This window comes from Nocardioides sp., assembly GCF_024509035.1.
In the GTDB taxonomy this organism is placed as follows: domain Bacteria; phylum Actinomycetota; class Actinomycetes; order Propionibacteriales; family Nocardioidaceae; genus Nocardioides.
Genome location: NZ_JANINT010000117.1, coordinates 1 through 15,727, shown reverse-complemented (window position 1 = coordinate 15,727; position 15,727 = coordinate 1). Strand labels below are relative to the sequence as shown.

At 66.8% G+C, this 15,727-nt stretch carries 14 protein-coding genes; 6 read left to right on the top strand and 8 right to left on the bottom strand.

Going from position 1 to position 15,727, the window contains the following annotated elements; translation table 11 throughout:
• Positions 1 to 14 precede the first annotated feature (14 nt).
• Complete coding sequence (locus Q0L15_RS09820; RefSeq protein ID WP_296603989.1) at positions 15 to 1,316, bottom strand: DapH/DapD/GlmU-related protein; 1,302 nt, start codon at positions 1,314 to 1,316, stop codon at positions 15 to 17.
• 358 nt (positions 1,317 to 1,674) lie between these two features.
• Positions 1,675 to 2,529, bottom strand: a complete 855-nt coding sequence (locus Q0L15_RS09815; RefSeq protein WP_296603988.1) for a glycosyltransferase 61 family protein — start codon at positions 2,527 to 2,529, stop codon at positions 1,675 to 1,677.
• A 611-nt stretch (positions 2,530 to 3,140) separates the two neighbouring features.
• Between Q0L15_RS09815 and Q0L15_RS09810 the strand changes: the two genes are divergently transcribed.
• The 5 genes from Q0L15_RS09810 to Q0L15_RS09790 all read left to right on the top strand — a co-directional run bounded on the left by Q0L15_RS09810 (position 3,141) and on the right by Q0L15_RS09790 (position 8,324).
• Positions 3,141 to 3,986 (top strand): Stf0 family sulfotransferase, encoded by an 846-nt coding sequence (locus Q0L15_RS09810; RefSeq protein WP_296603986.1) that lies wholly within the window; start codon positions 3,141 to 3,143, stop codon positions 3,984 to 3,986.
• Between the two features lie 527 nt (positions 3,987 to 4,513).
• On the top strand, positions 4,514 to 5,770 hold the full coding sequence (locus Q0L15_RS09805; RefSeq protein WP_296603985.1) for a methyltransferase domain-containing protein: 1,257 nt from the start codon (positions 4,514 to 4,516) through the stop codon (positions 5,768 to 5,770).
• A complete protein-coding gene (locus Q0L15_RS09800) occupies positions 5,767 to 6,672 on the top strand; it encodes a glycosyltransferase family 2 protein (protein ID WP_296603983.1) in 906 nt (301 codons plus the stop codon). Before Q0L15_RS09805 ends, Q0L15_RS09800 begins: the two co-directional genes overlap by 4 nt.
• On the top strand, positions 6,669 to 7,346 hold the full coding sequence (locus Q0L15_RS09795) for a CmcI family methyltransferase (protein ID WP_296603981.1): 678 nt from the start codon (positions 6,669 to 6,671) through the stop codon (positions 7,344 to 7,346). The genes Q0L15_RS09800 and Q0L15_RS09795 overlap by 4 nt, the downstream gene beginning before the upstream one ends.
• Before the next feature lie 24 nt (positions 7,347 to 7,370).
• Positions 7,371 to 8,324 (top strand): sulfotransferase domain-containing protein, encoded by a 954-nt coding sequence (locus Q0L15_RS09790; protein ID WP_296603980.1) that lies wholly within the window; start codon positions 7,371 to 7,373, stop codon positions 8,322 to 8,324.
• Positions 8,325 to 8,391: 67 nt separating this feature from the next.
• Here the strand turns inward: Q0L15_RS09790 and Q0L15_RS09785 are convergent, their stop codons facing one another.
• Positions 8,392 to 10,239, bottom strand: coding sequence for a nucleoside-diphosphate sugar epimerase/dehydratase (locus Q0L15_RS09785; protein ID WP_296603978.1), 1,848 nt, complete (start codon positions 10,237 to 10,239; stop codon positions 8,392 to 8,394).
• A gap of 264 nt (positions 10,240 to 10,503) precedes the next feature.
• Here Q0L15_RS09785 and Q0L15_RS09780 point away from each other — a divergent pair, with 264 nt between their 5' ends.
• The gene (locus tag Q0L15_RS09780) at positions 10,504 to 11,952 is read left to right on the top strand and encodes a polysaccharide biosynthesis tyrosine autokinase (protein WP_296603977.1); all 1,449 of its coding nucleotides are present in this window, start codon (positions 10,504 to 10,506) and stop codon (positions 11,950 to 11,952) included.
• A gap of 7 nt (positions 11,953 to 11,959) precedes the next feature.
• Here the strand turns inward: Q0L15_RS09780 and Q0L15_RS09775 are convergent, their stop codons facing one another.
• The 5 genes from Q0L15_RS09775 to Q0L15_RS09755 all read right to left on the bottom strand — a co-directional run.
• On the bottom strand, positions 11,960 to 13,435 hold the full coding sequence (locus Q0L15_RS09775) for a hypothetical protein (RefSeq protein WP_296603975.1): 1,476 nt from the start codon (positions 13,433 to 13,435) through the stop codon (positions 11,960 to 11,962).
• Between the two features lie 127 nt (positions 13,436 to 13,562).
• Positions 13,563 to 13,952, bottom strand: coding sequence for a phosphomannose isomerase type II C-terminal cupin domain (locus Q0L15_RS09770; RefSeq protein ID WP_296603974.1), 390 nt, complete (start codon positions 13,950 to 13,952; stop codon positions 13,563 to 13,565).
• Positions 13,953 to 14,052: 100 nt separating this feature from the next.
• Positions 14,053 to 14,343 carry a DUF2516 family protein gene (locus Q0L15_RS09765; RefSeq protein ID WP_296603972.1) on the bottom strand — a complete coding sequence of 97 codons (291 nt, stop codon included), beginning with the start codon at positions 14,341 to 14,343 and terminating at the stop codon, positions 14,053 to 14,055.
• 330 nt (positions 14,344 to 14,673) lie between these two features.
• Positions 14,674 to 15,333, bottom strand: coding sequence for a hypothetical protein (locus Q0L15_RS09760; RefSeq protein ID WP_296603971.1), 660 nt, complete (start codon positions 15,331 to 15,333; stop codon positions 14,674 to 14,676).
• A gap of 49 nt (positions 15,334 to 15,382) precedes the next feature.
• Positions 15,383 to 15,727 (bottom strand): helix-turn-helix transcriptional regulator (locus Q0L15_RS09755; RefSeq protein ID WP_296603969.1); only part of this gene is annotated, 345 nt, incomplete at its 5' end.

The window sequence follows — 15,727 nt, the reverse complement described above, 5'->3', positions numbered from 1 at the left end:
GCGTTACGCGAGGCTCATGAGTTCCGCCGGATAGTTACATAGATCTGGAATGGATCAAGATCGGTTCGGCTAACATCCACGACTTTCGCTCGCCCATCAATCGCTCGAATGAGAATGTCCAAAGACAGCACCGATTCGCCGTAGGTATCAGAGTAAGTGGGAACGAACCATTCTTCGCCGTTCCACGAGGGCACCTCAAGCTCCGGATTGCGGGATGCGAAGTACTCGACGAAACTCTCCGGCCTCACAGTGATGACCAACTTGCCACCCTGGGCAAGTGAATCAATCAGGGCATCAACCGTTTTGAGGTAAGCGACGCGAGAAAGATGGGTAAACAGCGAGAATGAGTAGATAAAGTCGTAGTGCCCAGATTGCAAAGGGTTAGAAACCGAGTCGATTACGTCAGGGACAAGTATCCGGCGATTGTCGAGCTTGGTAATATTGAGAAGCTCGAGAGATGCCGGCCAGGCATCGGCGACATCAAGCCGCTCGGCGGCTCCGAAATGCCGCATTAACATCGCCAACCTGCCCCAACCGACACCAAAGTCCAAGCCGCGCCAGGAAGCAGTGCTCAGTTCGGGGATCTGCTGACTGAGATAGGTTACGAAATGCACGCTGCGCTCCATGAGTTGCTGCCCAGCGGCACCGGTGTATTGCAGCTGCACTTGCTCGGGCGGCAGACAGGGAGCATCGAGGACGCCCTTCAGAAGGGCGTCGGCGTACTCGCTCAAACTCGGGTAATTCCACGCGGCCAGGCTCGCGACAGAGCGACTCACCCTCGGTACGTCGTCAAACTCTTCCTCTACACGCTGCTGTGCGGCGGTCGCGAATGCGATCAATGCATCGTCATCCGCCGTGCGCGGATAGATTGGCCAGAGTTGAGCCGGCTTCAACAACCACCAACGAGATCGTAGCAGGGCCGATCGAACGATTTCGCTTTCGAAGCGGTATCTCACAACTCGCGCCGGCGCCCCGACAACGATAGCGAATGGTTCCACGTCCCGGGTGACAATTGACCCCGCTCCAATCACCGCCCCATGCCCGACCGTGACTCCGGCAAGGATTGTGACGCGAGATCCGATCCACACATCCGAGCCGATCGTAACATCAAGATTTTCTTGCGCCTCCTTGGGTGAGGCTACCGCCGGACGCCACTCCGGCGTAGCCAACATTCCCATCGGATAGGTCGACAGCGCCTTCGTCTCATGCCGCCCATGACGACCGACGAATATCTGTACCTCTGGGCCGATACTGCAGAATTCGCCGATCTCAAACCTCCGCGGGAGGTCTTGAACTTCAGCCCAGACGTGAGGCACGCCATAACTGAAGGTGCCACAAAGGAAGGTGATGCAGTCGGGCAATCGTGGTTGTATCGCGTCCTTAGTAGAAACGAGCCGCGAGCCCATCTGTGCCTCTGCGAAGGCGTTAACGCCCTCTGCGGATATGTCTGTATGCCAATCGTCTACGGCCACAGCGGCATGCTATCGCGCCCCAGCGAGATGGCGCATCGAGGGATGCTGCCCTGATAGCCCAAACGATGGTCGCTGCAGCACTGACTCCTCGAGTCCGGCCGAGGCGAGGGACCGTCGTACGCCGTCGACCTGGAACGGCTCGAGCGAGTGCATCGCTTCTGGCTCGAGAACACCCCCGCCCCGGCCATCCCGGGCGCGTAGTTTAGCCGACGCCGGTGGACGGGATGACTGTCGTGACGTGCCCCAGGGCGTCATTCACGGCCAAGATCGCGAGCGGGACGGGCCTGTCTTGCGTGACCACAGTAACCCGACTCCCGGGGCGCATGAAGCCGCACAGGTGTAGTGCGCTTCCTTCGAATCCGGCTACCGCTTCCGCTCGGGCGACCAGGCCGATCTGCTCGTGGATGGGTAGCTGTTGCGGGTGGATGACGGTGTAGCCGTCGCGGCGGAAAGCATCCTCTACCGTGTCTTCGCCCTTGACTTCCCGCCTGCCGTCGAAGGCCCGGCGCGAGAGATAGATGGCGCCGCCGTGGGGCGTCGCCTGAGTCACTCGGAGAGCGGCCTGCCGGATGAAGGCGTAGGCGTCGAGAGTCGCCCTGTCTACGTCGCCGAGGATCACGTTCGGAAGTGAGTCGGGAACGTGGAGCTTGTCAACGACCGTGACACGTCGTACAAACCCGATCCGCGCCTCGTCGATGCCGAGGGCGTTTAGGAGAAACGCCCGATAGCCCGCCCCCGGCGCATCCGGCACGCCCCACGGATGAAACAGTAGAGGAAGGTCATCGAAGCCTGCGCGCGCGAGCGCGGGCAGCGTCTCGATGAGAAAGTGTCCGAAGTGGCCGATGTACCGGCCGAGGTAGCGCGCCTCCCGCAGCCGCTCGGCATTGGTTGGAGGCGAGGGCAGGGTCTCCGGATCGTCGTGCTTCCAAGCCAGCCGCGAGTCGCGCAGGCATGTGGCCACCAGGGTGCCGTCTTCGTCATAGACCGCGCCCGTTAGCCGCGATGTCTCGTTGTCGTAGTTCGGCGCGGTCAGAGTCGCGGAGACGATGATCGGCACCCCATCAGCATAGGATGGGGGCAGTGGCCGTGGGCCTAGCGCACGTCCTCGTTGTACACAAATACAGCGCTGCACTGGCGGTAAACGCGTCCGGATGCCGCATCTCTGCGCGGTCGTTGTTGGTCCTCGGGAGATCCGAAGCCACACGGAATGAGATGCCGGCCTAGCCATGTCAGGGCGACTGCAATAAAATCACGTTGATTATGCCTGAGACGGTGGGCGGTTGTCGTTGCGCACCCACCGACAGCCCGTCGGGGCACTGCTGACCGTCAACCCAGAGACGTCGGTAGGCGTGCCTAGGATCTTCGAGTTAAGAGTGTTCGATTTGTCAATCGAACGGCGCGCGCAGGTGCTGCGCCAACAGCGAAGCTGGTGCTCGTGATGATGCTCGCCGCACGGGAACCTGCGAGGGTGGTGTCCACCCGCACGTCAGGGCATACGAGACCTGCAGGCCGGCTGCAACGTCATCAACGCCCCGTCGCTCGCAATGCCGTTGACGTCGTGCGCGCTGACTCCAGCGTGACAAGACCCATTGTTCCCCGCCCGACGAACTCAAGATGATGCCTCGCGATGAGGTCCGCCACATCTACCTCTAGCCCTATGCTGCTGGGGTGAATCACGCGCAGCAACTGGTAGGGGTGGCGGGCGAGGGTCGCATCGAGCGCACGCACTGGGGCTCTGTGCGGCCCTATGTCATGTTCATCATGGGCCGGTGCGGGTCGACCTGGCTGAGCGAGATGTTGGCCGAGACGGGCCTCGCTGGTAACCCTCGCGAGTGGCTGAACTACGGGGTGGCGTTGCACTCCCGCCACCTCGAGACGGAGACACTGGGCGGCTACTTCGCGACTGTGCTCACCAAGAACAACGCCGGACATCGGTTCGGGTTACAGGTTGACCCGGATCGCCTTCGAGACATGTTGCCGCTGATCGACTGGGAAGATGTCTTCCCGCCCGATTTGACGCCGACGTTCTTCCTGTACCGTCGCGACATCGTTGCTCAGGCGTACTCGTTCGCGCACGCGATGAAGACGGGCATCTGGCACACGTCCGAACTCAAGGCCCTGACCCCGCGCGAGGGCCTCCCCACCACACTCGAGGTTGCCGCCCAGGTCGTGAGGATCCGGCGGATGGAGGAGTACGCCTCGTCGTTCTGCGCCTACTATGGACATACGCCTCGGTTCATCGCCTACGAGGATCTGGTCGCGGATCCGTGGGGGACGGTGTGGACGATCTTGCGCGACCTCGGTGAGTCCGAGGAGCGGATCGCGGCAGTCGATCGCGGCACTGAGCCGACGTCCACAGCGATCAAGTACAGCGACGACAGGGACCTCGAGCTCGACCGATTCCGCGAGGACTATCGCCGGATCGTGGACGCAATCGAGCGTAGCCGGTTCGGCGTCGACGCCGTATCTCTGCGCGACTGGTTCGCCGGCACCGCCCCTCACGGCACCAGGTAGTTCAACCGGAAGTGGAAGTTCCTGGCAAGGTGTTCGGCGCGGGGGACTTAGTTAATCCTGGTCGTTCGTGGTGTCGGAAGCGCCCCACGATCTCCGCCGCCTCTATGTGGGCTGCGGCTTGTTGATAGTCGCGCCATAGGCAGCCAACTCGGATGCCTCGCAGCGGCAAGGTTCGAATCCGTCAACACCAAATCACTGTGGCATGAGAATCCAGCAATCTCGACTCCGCAGAACCAGGACAGACCAGTCTTCGGACACGCCGGGGGCCAGGAGCGCCTTCGATGTGGAGACGGCGCGTGATCCAGGTCGCGTGGGGCTAGTGATGCCGATAAGTTGATCCCCGGACTCGACTACACCGAGGACCCCAGTCCCTGCGACGGAGTGAAGGCACTCGACCCGAAACTGCCAACCGTTCACGCCTACCGCGAGATTGTGAGCACAAGATGCATGCTTCGTCGTTCGAGAACATGGCCCTCTGCCAAAGCAGGTTCGTCACCCCAGCGATGCGCGGACTCGACCACATCTTGGTGGCTGACATCGGCGGCGCGGATGTCAACGGTGGCTACCGACCTTTGTTCGAGGACCCTCGTTACCGATACCAGACCGTCGACCTTGAGGACGCCGAGGGTGTCGACGTCGTACTGGACGACCCCTATGTGCTGCCGTATGACGATCACTCCGTGGACATCGTCCTGTCTGGACAGATGCTCGAGCACTGCGAGTTCTTCTGGCAGGCATTCGTCGAGATGATGCGGGTGCTGAAGAGGAACGGACTCCTCATCTTGATCGCCCCTTCGGCCGGTCCGATTCATCAATACCCCGTCGACTGCTACCGCTACTACCCTGACGGCTACCGAGCGCTCGCCAAGTACGCGGGTTGCCAACTGCTCCATTTAGACCACGACGAGCGCGGCCCGTGGCGCGACCTAGTCGGCGTGTTTGCCTGGCAGCCTCTGTGGTTCAACCCCGAACCGGCCATGATCCCCGCACCGCAGTCGAGCTACGATCTCGCGGCCTCGCCCACCGGGACTGAGGAGGAAGAGTCGATCAGCGGCGCGATGCGCTATCTCGACACCCTCGCTCACATGCACCAGGCTCTGGAGCCCGCGCTCTATCTTGAGATCGGGGTCCGCCATGGGCGAAGCCTCGCACTCGCAAACGGGCCGGCGGTGGGCGTGGACCCCTCCCCGGAAGTGCAGGTAGGCCTCCCCGACTCGACAACGATCGTCGAGACGACCAGCGACGGCTTCTTTGCCGAGGCCGGGCACGAGACGTTCACCGAGCGGCTGGACCTTGCCTTCATCGATGGCATGCACCTCTTCGAGTACGCCTTGCGCGACTTCATGAACATCGAGCGTCGCGCCCATCCCGCGACTCTGGTGGTCGTTGATGATGTGCTCCCGTGTCATCCGGCTCAGGCGGAGCGGGATCGACGTACTCGCGTGTGGACCGGTGACATCTGGAAGTTCACAGAGATGCTGCGCGCCGCCCGACCCGATCTCATCCTCGTCATGCTGGATACGGCGCCGACGGGTCTCCTCCTGATCGCTGGCTTAGACCCGGACAACCGCGCGCTTTGGGACCAGTACAACCCACTCGTTCGACAATGGTCCGGCCATCACGAGCCCCCGGCCCATGTGATTACTCGGTCCTCCGCCATCTCCCCTGATGCTCCCCAGGTCGAGGATCTCCTGCAGGCGCTCCGACACGTGCGGGATGCCGGGCTCCCCGCGCCGGCTGCCCAACGAGTACTTCGCGAAGCGGTCGAGGCGCGGCCGGAATGACCGTCAGAGCGTCCGTTGTTGTCGTCAGTTACGACATGGCCCGGGAACTGCCGAGGACCCTCCACACACTCTCGCCTGCCAATCAACGTGACATCGACCCAGACGACTACGAGGTCGTCGTCGTCGACAATGGCTCGCCGGACGACACCTACCTTAACGCTCTCGCGGACATGTTCCCGCGTCTCACGATCCACAGGATGACGGATGCCGCCCCCTCTCCCGTAGCCGCCGTGAACCGCGGATTGAAGCTGGCACGGGGCGACCTCATCGGCGTCTTCATCGACGGCGCCCGCATGGCTTCGCCGCGACTGATCGCCAGCGCGCTCGAAGCTGCCGATCTCCACCCGCGTCCGGCGGTGGGAACCCTCGCCTTTCACCTGGGGCCAGACGTCCAGTCAACGTCGGTGCACGCGGGGTATGACCAGCGAACGGAAGATGAGTTGCTGAACACGGTCGCCTGGCGAAACGACGGTTACGAACTATTCCGGATATCTGTCTTCGCCGCGTCTTCGGCGGGAGGTTGGTTCCAGGTTCCCCAGGAGACGAACGCGTTGTTCTTGAAGAGAGACCACTGGCACGAGATCGGCGGTCTTGACCCGACGTTCAGGGCCCCCGGAGGTGGCCTAGCAAATCTCGACATCTGGGAGCGGCTCTGCGGCGACGAGAGCGTCGAGGTGATCATGCTCTTGGGCGAGGGCACCTTTCATCAGTTCCACGGCGGGGTAGCGACGAACGCGCTGGTGCACCCCTGGCAGGAGTTCCACGACGAGTACGTTGCAATCCGTGGGCATGACTTCCTACCTCCGAAGCGCCGTCCGCTGCTCTTCGGCCGATTCCCCGAGTCCGCTTGGCCCAGCGTCCTGCAGTCCGCAGGCTTGATCCAGGTCGAGGACGGCCGATGACCCAGACGCCTGGACCGCCACCAGTGCGTGGCCGCGCCTGGACATCTTCGGTGCCCGACGCGGTGTTCGACCGCATGCAGCAGGGCACCATGCGCACGGTGTATCGCGGGGTGCCGTTCTTCAAGAGCCCCTTCGACATCGCTCTCTATCTGCAACTGCTGTCACGCCAGCGCACCGGCACCGTGATCGAGATCGGTACGAAGTTCGGTGGCAGTGCGCTCTGGTTCGCAGACATGCTGACGGCTCATGGCAACCGAGACGGCAGGGTCGTCTCGGTCGACATCGAGCACCTCGTCGACTTCGACGACGCGCGCATCGACTTCCTGCACGGCGACGCGAACAGCTTGGACAAGGTCCTGACCAAGGACCTACTGGCCCGGTGCCCGCGCCCGTTCCTGGTCGTCGAGGACAGCAGCCACCAATACCGGGAGACCACGGCCGTCCTCAACTACTTCCACGATCACCTCCGCACCGGCGACTACATCGTCGTCGAGGACGGCGTCGTGTCCCGGCTGAGCGGCGAACAGTATCGCCGGTATGACCACGGCCCCAACCGCGGCGTGGCCGACTTCCTCGACCGGCACGGAGTTGATTACGAGATCGACACCGACCTGTGCGACCGCTATGGCCACAACGCGACGTACAACCCGAACGGGTGGCTGCGTCGACGCTGAAGCCGCAGGGTCGCGCACGGTGACGTGTCCACCGAGCGGGGGGTGACGGCCGGGCAGCAACGACCGACAGAGACCGACGACGTCAGCGACGTGGCCGAGAAATCACGGACCAACGCCGTCCGCAATGTAGGTTGTGTCCGTGCTCAGACCTCCGAGGTCCCCGCGACTCAGCCGATGACCGGTTTGGTCGACTTCTTCGTGGTCGGCGCCCAGAAGGCGGGCACGACGGCGCTCGCCCACCACCTGCAGCGGCATCCTGGGGTCGAGATGTCGTGGATCAAAGAGCCACACTTCTTCGATGACGAGGCAGTCGACTGGAGCGATCCCGATTATGGGGATCTCCATGCTCACTTTCCGCGACATACGCCCGGCAAACTTCGAGGCGAGGCCACCCCCATCTACAGCTACTGGCCGCCGGCCCTCGCGCGCCTCCACGACTACAACCCAGCTGCGAGACTCGTGATCGCCCTGCGGCAGCCAGCCCTCCGGGCATATTCGCACTGGCGGATGGAGATCGCGCGCAACCTTGAAACCATGTCTTTCGCCGACGCCACCTCGGTGCCCGTGCGCGAACGAGTGCGCCGGGCCCCGATGGGCGTTCATCGCATCTATTCGTACGTCGAGCGGGGCTTCTATGCGGACCAGATCGAGCGAGCATTCGAGCTCTTCTCGCCGACGCGAGTCCACTTCCTTCGGACCGATCAGCTCTGGTCCGAGCCGGTTGTCGAGCTCAGACGTCTCGAGTCGTTTCTGAGCTTGGAGGAGGCGCCACTCGCACACAAAGACCAGCAGTACATCGTGCCGGTCATGGCGGCACACGTTGGGGCCATGCGCCGCGACGAGCAAGCACAGCTCACCGAGCACTTCGCCGAGGACATCCGTCGCACGGCCGCGCTCACCGGACTCTGTCTCGACGACTGGCTCGACGAGGACTATCGCGAACCAATGGCGCCACCCCTGGGTCGCGCCTCCGCCTGACCCAGGCGAGCGGGCCTGCCGCTGACTGCACGACCCGCAGATGGTGCTCGATGATTCCTACTGGGCCTCACCCGGCGATCGGCGACGGTGCGCCGCCGTGCACGCGCGTCTCGGTGACCGCCCCCTCGCACGCGAGCCGCAGGGTGAGGCGGACGTCCTCGGGTGCGGTGTGGCGGGCGAGGGCGAGCACGTCCTGGTCCTCGATAGGCGGCACCGGGACGTGGGAGACCAGCGGGTGGCGGGGGCGCTGGTCGCGCGGCTCGCCGTCGCCGAAGAGCTCCTCGTGCAGCTTCTCGCCCTCGCGAAGGCCGGTGTACTCGATGCGGACCGGGGTGCCGGACTGCTCGATGAGCTGCTGGGCGACGTCGACGATGCGCACCGGCTCGCCCATGGCGAGCACGAGGGCCTCGCCGGGGCCGCCGATCGCGGCCGCCTGGATGACCAGCTGGCAGGCCTCCTCGATCGTCATGAAGAAGCGGCTGACGTCGGGGTGGGTGACCGTGATCGGCCCGCCGGCGGCGATCTGCTTGGCGAACGCCGACAGCACCGACCCACGGCTGCCCAGCACGTTGCCGAACCGGACCGAGAGGTAGGTGCCGCTGGCCTGGCGTGCCTGCTCCGCGGTGATGCGCTCGGCGACCCGCTTGGAGTAGCCGAGGATGCTCGAGGGGTTGGCGGCCTTGTCGGTGGAGATGTTGACGAACCTGTCGACGCCCACGAGGTCGGCTGCGCGCAGCACCGTGCGGGTGCCGATGACGTTGGTCTTCACGGCCTCGGCGGGATACTGCTCGAGCATCGGCAGGTGCTTGAGGGCGGCGGCGTGGAAGACGACGTCGGGTCGCCGCGTGGCGAAGACGGCGTGCACCGCGGCCTCGTCGCGGATGTCGCAGAGGATCACGTCGTCGGAGTCGAGCAGCGCGCGTCCGTGGATCGAGAGCTGGACGGCGTGCAGCGCGGACTCGTCGCGGTCGAGCATCATCAGCTCGGCCGGGTTGAACCGGTGGATCTGGCGGCACAGCTCGGAGCCGATCGAGCCGCCGGCACCGGTCACCAGCACCTTGCGGCCGGTGAGGTAGCCGGCGATGGCGTCGATGTCGGTGTCGAGCTGGTTGCGACCGAGTACGTCGGTGATGTTGATGTCACGCAGGTCTCGGATGCCGACGCTGTCGGTGAGCAGCTGGGTGGTCGACGGGAGGACCTTCACCGCGGCGTGAGCGGCCAGGGCCGCGAGCCGCAACCGGTTGACGGTCTCGGCGCTCGCGCTCGGGATCGCGATGACGACCGTGGTGGCGCCGGTGCGGGCCACGTGAGTGGCCAGGTCGCACGTGGTGCCCAGGACGGGCACCCCGCGGACCCGACGGTGCCGCTTGTAGGGGTCGTCGTCGACGAGGCCGACCGGGTCGTACCGGCGCAGCGGATCACGCCGCATCGAGGTGATGAGCTCACGGCCGGCCTCGCCCGCGCCGACCACCAGGGTCCGCTGGGAGTCCTCGCCAGCCACCGTCCGCTCGTCGTGCTCCTGGAGGGTGCGCCAGGTGGCCCGGGCCCAGCCCGCGAGCACCAGGGCGCCGAGCGTGGCGCCGGCGGGGATGCTCCGGGGCACCCAGTGGGTGACCAGGTTGACGAGGAACACGGACCCGCCGAGACCCCCCATCACCACGCCGAGCAGCACCATCTCCTCGAGGCTCGCGGTGCGCGCCCGGCCCTGGTGGAGACGGATCGGCATGGCGACCACGACGTACAGCGCGGCCGTGGCCGCGGCGATCGTCATCACCTCGCTCCACGGAACGCTCGAGCTGTCGCTGTCCAGCCGCAGCCAGGCGAAGGCGGCGTAGCCGACCAGCCAGGCGGCGGTGTCGTACCCGACAGCCAGTGCTGCCCTGCGCCGGCGGAAGTGGCCGATCAGATCGCTCATGATGATCTCCCCCGAAATCGTCCCCACCCTCGTCGGCGCCCGGGTGGGCTCGCACCGAGGGGGCTCCACCCGCCCGATCGGAGGGCCCCTGTGCCATGGCGCGCGCAGAGGTCGGGCTCACGCTAACGGCGGATCTCCCCCGCGGGAGCGGAATGGCAAAATCGGGTCCCGCGGATCGCCCGCGCGGCCCGGCGGCGACCGTTACTGTTGCCGGACAGCGTCGACGCATGGGGCGGACGCATGGGGGGACGGGACCGGACTCACGTGGAGCTCAAGGACTACTGGGTCGCGATCCGTCACCGCTGGCGCATCGTCGTCCTCCTGGTTCTCCTGTCGGTCGGAGCAGCAGCCCTGCTCACCTGGCAGGCCACGCCGCAGTACTCCTCGACGGTCAGCATCTTCGTGTCGACCAGCCCCTCGGACACCGCCGACGCCTACCAGGACAACCTGTTCGCGACCCAGCGGGTGACGTCGTACGCCGAGCTCGTCGGCAAGCACAAGCTGGCCGAGCAGGTCGCCAACGACCTCGGCACTGGTCTGGACCCCTCCACGCTGCAGGCCGCCGTCTCAGCGACCGTGCACCCCGACACCGTGATCCTCGAGATCACCGCGACCGACCCCGACCCGGTCGTCGCGCGCGACATCGCGCAGGGCTACGCAGAGGCCCTCAGCGACGAGGTCGCCACGCTCGAGACCCCGCCGGGCAAGACCGACGCCCTCGTGCACGCCTCGATCGTGGACAACGCTCGAGTCTCCAGCACCCCGGTCAGCCCGCAGCCGGTCCGCAACCTCGGTCTCGCGTTCGTCCTGGGCCTGCTGTTGGGCGTCGGCGCGGCGGTCCTCCGCGAGCTCCTCGACACCTCACTGTCCTCCAGCGAGGACATCGCCGAGGTGACCTCGGCTCCGGTGCTGGGCCGCATCAACGCCGACACCGCGGCCGTGCGGCGCCCGCCGGCCGAGGTCCTGAGCGACGCGACCCCGTGGTCGGAGTCCTTCCGGGTGCTGCGCACCAACATGCAGTACGTCGAGGTCGACCACGACCAGAAGGTCTTCGTGGTGTCGAGCTCGCTGCCCGGCGAGGGCAAGACCACCACAGCCACCAACCTCGCGATCACGCTCGCGATGGCCAAGCAGCGGGTCGTGCTCGTCGAGTGCGACCTGCGCCGCCCCCTCATCGCCGCCCGGCTCGGCCTCGACGACAGCGTCGGCACCACCAGCGTGCTCATCGGCAAGGTGCACCTGCGCGACGCGATGCAGCAGTACGCCGACACCGGGCTCTGGGTCCTCTCGAGTGGCCCGATCCCGCCGAACCCGTCCGAGCTGCTCCAGTCCAACGCGATGGAGAAGCTGATCGGCGAGCTGCGCGACGACTTCGACATCGTCATCCTCGACGCCCCGCCGCTGCTCCCGGTCACCGACGCGGCCCTGCTCGCGGCCCAGGCCGACGGCGCGCTCGTCGTCCTGCGGCACGGGAAGACGACCCGGGACCAGCTCGGCCACGCGATCGAGCGGATCGAGGCGGTCGGCGGCAAGGCGGTCGGAGTCGTGGTCAACCTGGCGCCCACGATCAAGAAGCGCCGCGGGTACGGCTACGGGGGCTATGGCTACGGCGGGTACGGCTACTACGGCTACGCCAGTCGCCCGGCTCCGGCGAACAATCCCGCGGGCACCCGCGGACCCGACCGCCGGCGTCGGCGCAACCGCCGCTCCTAGGGCCGGCTCAGGCGCCGGGGGTGAGGCACCCTCCGGCGGCTCCGACGGTCTCGAGGCCGGCGAGGTCCCCGGCGCCCCACCGGTCCAGGCCGTAGCCGACCGACGGCGACATCAGCTGCGCCGGGTCCCCGTCGACGTGCATGAGACCGACCGCGTGCCCGATCTCGTGCATGAGGGCGGCGACCCGGGTCAGCCCCTCGCCCGAGCCGGGCTTGAGGGCCTTGTTGAAGGCGGTGTTGATCGTCACCCCACCCTGGTAGATCTCGCGCACCGGCGTACCCGACGGGTCGACGGCGAGCGTCGGGCGGAACTCCGGGCCGCCCACCCCCAGCGTGCCGGTCGGGAACAGCCCACGCATCTGTGCCGGATCGGCCCAGGCGATCACCAGGTCGGCGACCGCGGGATCGAAGGTGTCGCCCGCAGCGAACGGGACCACGCTCGTCGTGCCGCGGTACTCGAACCGCAGCCCGGTGGCCTCGGCGACCTCCGCGAGGGCCGACCGCACGTCGGGCAGTGCACCCGAGGGCGCCTTGGCCAGGTTGACCCGGTAGCCGATCGGGGCGCAGGGATCCCAGCGGCCGACCGGGCTCGCGCTCACGAGCGAGTAGTTGGCGGCGCGTCCCGCCGGGGTGTAGTCGGGGATGATCGACAACCGTTCGGCAGGAGTCTCCACGGCTCCCCCGGCGCCGTCGGTGATGGAGAGCCGGTAGGACCCGGTGCCGAGGTACGCCGTGGGCAGCCGGAGCGCGAAGTCTCCTGCCCCGGTGGCCGTCGTACGTGCGATCTCCGTCCAGCGTCCGCCAACCTCCCGCTGGAGCGCGACGCTCGGCTTGGCGAGGCGGGCCGTGACCGTCCCGCGGACGACCTGGGCCGACCCGACGAGCACCTTCGCCCCAGGCCAGACGACCGTCATCCCGGGGTAGGTCCTCGTGACGGGTCCCGCCGGCTGCCAGACGGCCGTGAACGTGGCCGCCTTCGAGGCGAGCGGGGGCACCCCGGGACCCTTGCCCACGGAGATGCGGAACCGGCGCGGTTCGTTGACCCGGTCGAGGGTGACGGCGAGCCGGAACCGTCCCCCCGCACCCGAGCGGGTGTCCTTGCGGTAGGCCCAGACGCCGTCCTCGAAGTTCCACTCCTCGAGGTAGACCCAGCGCGGGCCGCCGTTCCTCGGCACGGGGACGCTGCCGGCGATGGCCGTGCGCTCGCCCTGCACCGGGGTGAGGTCGCCCCAGTCGACCACGATGCGCGTGCCCGAGCGCCTCGTCTCGGGCTGACGCTCCAGGACGGCCTGGGAGGGCGCGGACCTCGCCCCGGCGGAGGTCGGCGTGGCGGACGGCGAGACGGCCCCGGCGGCCCGGGCGGCCAGCTGCGGCGCGGACGCGCCCGGCATGACGATGATCGCGGCCGCCAGCAACGCGACGGTCGCAGGGGTGCGGGCGTCGGCGAGACGGCGTGCGGGCGCGCTCGAGAGCTTCGTGGACATCCATGTCCCCTTGTCAGCGAATTCCGTTTCGTTCGCTGAACAGATCGGCTTAAGGGGACGCTGCTTGAGAAGCCTGCGCCGAGAATTGCATGGAGGCGGCGCCCGAGCCCGGGCGCGGATGCCGGACTCAGAGCCGCGAGTCGACCAGCCGTCCGACGGTCTCCAGCATCACGCCGGCGCGACCGTAGTCGTCCTGCAGACGGACGATGTCGTCCTCGCCGGTGTAGCGACCGCGCTGCACCTCGATGACCACCAACGGGGTGGCGTGCTCGTTGATCAGCCGGTGGGCTGCACCGAGCGGGACGTCGACCGTCTCACCCGGGCCCGCGGAACGCTTGACGCCGTCGAGCACGTACGTCGCCGTACCGCTGACGACCACCCAGTGCTCGGAGCGGTAGGCGTGGGTCTGGTAGGAGAGCCGCTGCCGCGGCCTCACGACCAACCGCTTGACCTTGTAGCCCTCACCCTCGTCGAGGATCTCCCAGGATCCCCACGGACGCACGTCCGACATCCCCATGACTACCCCCCAGTCGTCGTTGGTGAGCCAACGCTAGGACCGCGCCGACCGGGTCGGCTGAGACCTGAGGGAACTTGCGGGAATCTGGAGGAAGGTCTGTTCAGCGACGGCGGGTGAGCGAGGAGAGCGCAGGACGCACGTCGGCGAGGTAGACGAACGCCGCCACGGTGAACGCGAGGTTGATGAGCCCCAGCGGCCCGCCGAAGACGACCTGCACCACCAGACCCAGCCCGAGGATGATCGTCCAGGCCGGCTTGGTCAGCTTGTTGGCCGCGTCGTAGGCCGCGGCGGAGTACATCAGGCTGTTGATGAACGCGAACAGCTTGACCACCAGCAGGGCGAGCTCGATCAGCAGCATGAGGTTCGCCTCGGCCTGGAACACGTGCAGCACGCGGTCAGCCTACGCGAGGACCGGGATCGGCCCGATGAGCGAGAGGTGGTCGGGGACCCGGCTGTCTAGCAGTGGACCTCGGTCTGGGCGAGGTCGAGCACGAACGGCACCATCGCCTCGTCCATGCCCATCCACTCCATCACATCGGCGGGCAGTGGCTCTGCAGACATCTGACACCCGCTCCTTCCGTGTCCCGATCACACGTGCTCCCCTATCGTTCCCAACGCGAGCGATGCCTACACGTCACACCGCGTCCAGACACGACAAGGCCCCCGAGGGCTCATGCCTCCCGGGGGCCTCGCGGCTTGCTAGAACAGCGTCAGCTGTTCGTCAGTCACCCACCTTCGACGCAGCGTCAGTGGTGGCCTGCGCGGCGTTGGAGGCGGTCTTCTTGGCCGCGGTCGCGGTGGCCTTGGCGCTGCTCCTGGGAGCGGCCGAGGTCTTCTTCGCGGTCGTGGTGGCCTTCTTGGCGGTCTTCTTGGCCGTGGTCTTGGTGGCCTTGGTCGCCTGCGTCTTGGTGGTCTTCGCCTTGGCGGACGTGGTCTTGGCCGAGGTCACGGTCTTCTTGGTGGACTGCTGACGGCGCACGCGCTCGACCAGCGTCTCGCCGCGCTTGGCGAGGTCGGTGTAGTAGTCGTTCAGCGCGGAGACGTTCTCGTCGAGGACGTGCTGCCACTTCGTCGGCACCTCGCGAGCGTCGGCCTGGAGCTCCTCGACACGGGCCTCGATCGCGGCGCGGCGGGCCTTGGCGTCCTTGGTGAGCGCCTCGACGCGGGCGTTGACGAAGGTGACGGTCTGCTTGCGCAGGGCCTCCGGCTCGAAGTCGATGCCCTTCACCCGGGCCTGGACGTCCTTCTGCACCTCGGTGAGGCGCTTCTGCATGTCCGTGACGTACTCGCGCACGCGCTCGACGGCGAGGTCGGTGACGCCGACGCCGGCGTAGATCGGGCGGGTCGCCTCGGTCTTGATGTCGAACTTGGCCTTGGCCATGTCCTGCTCCTTCGGTTGGGGTGGCCCGGCGCGGCGCCGGGCGGTGAGTTCAGCGGGCCGGTCCGTCGGTCTCGTCGTTCGCCCCGTTGAGGGCGAGGAACGACGCGTAGACGTCCAGCAGGGACTGCTTCTGGCGCTCGGTGAGCTTGGGGTCACCGAGGATCGCGAGCTCGACCGATCCGGCTGCTCCGGCATGCGGGTCGACGATGCCGGCCCGGATGTAGAGCTGCTCGGCGGAGATCCGCAGCGCCTTGGCGATCTGTTGCAGCACCTCCGCGGAGGGCCGCCGCAGGCCGCGTTCGATCTGGCTCAGGTAGGGGTTGGAGACGCCGGCCTGCTCGGCGAGCTGCCGCAGGGACAGCTGGGCGGACACCCGCTGCTCCCTGAGGTAGTC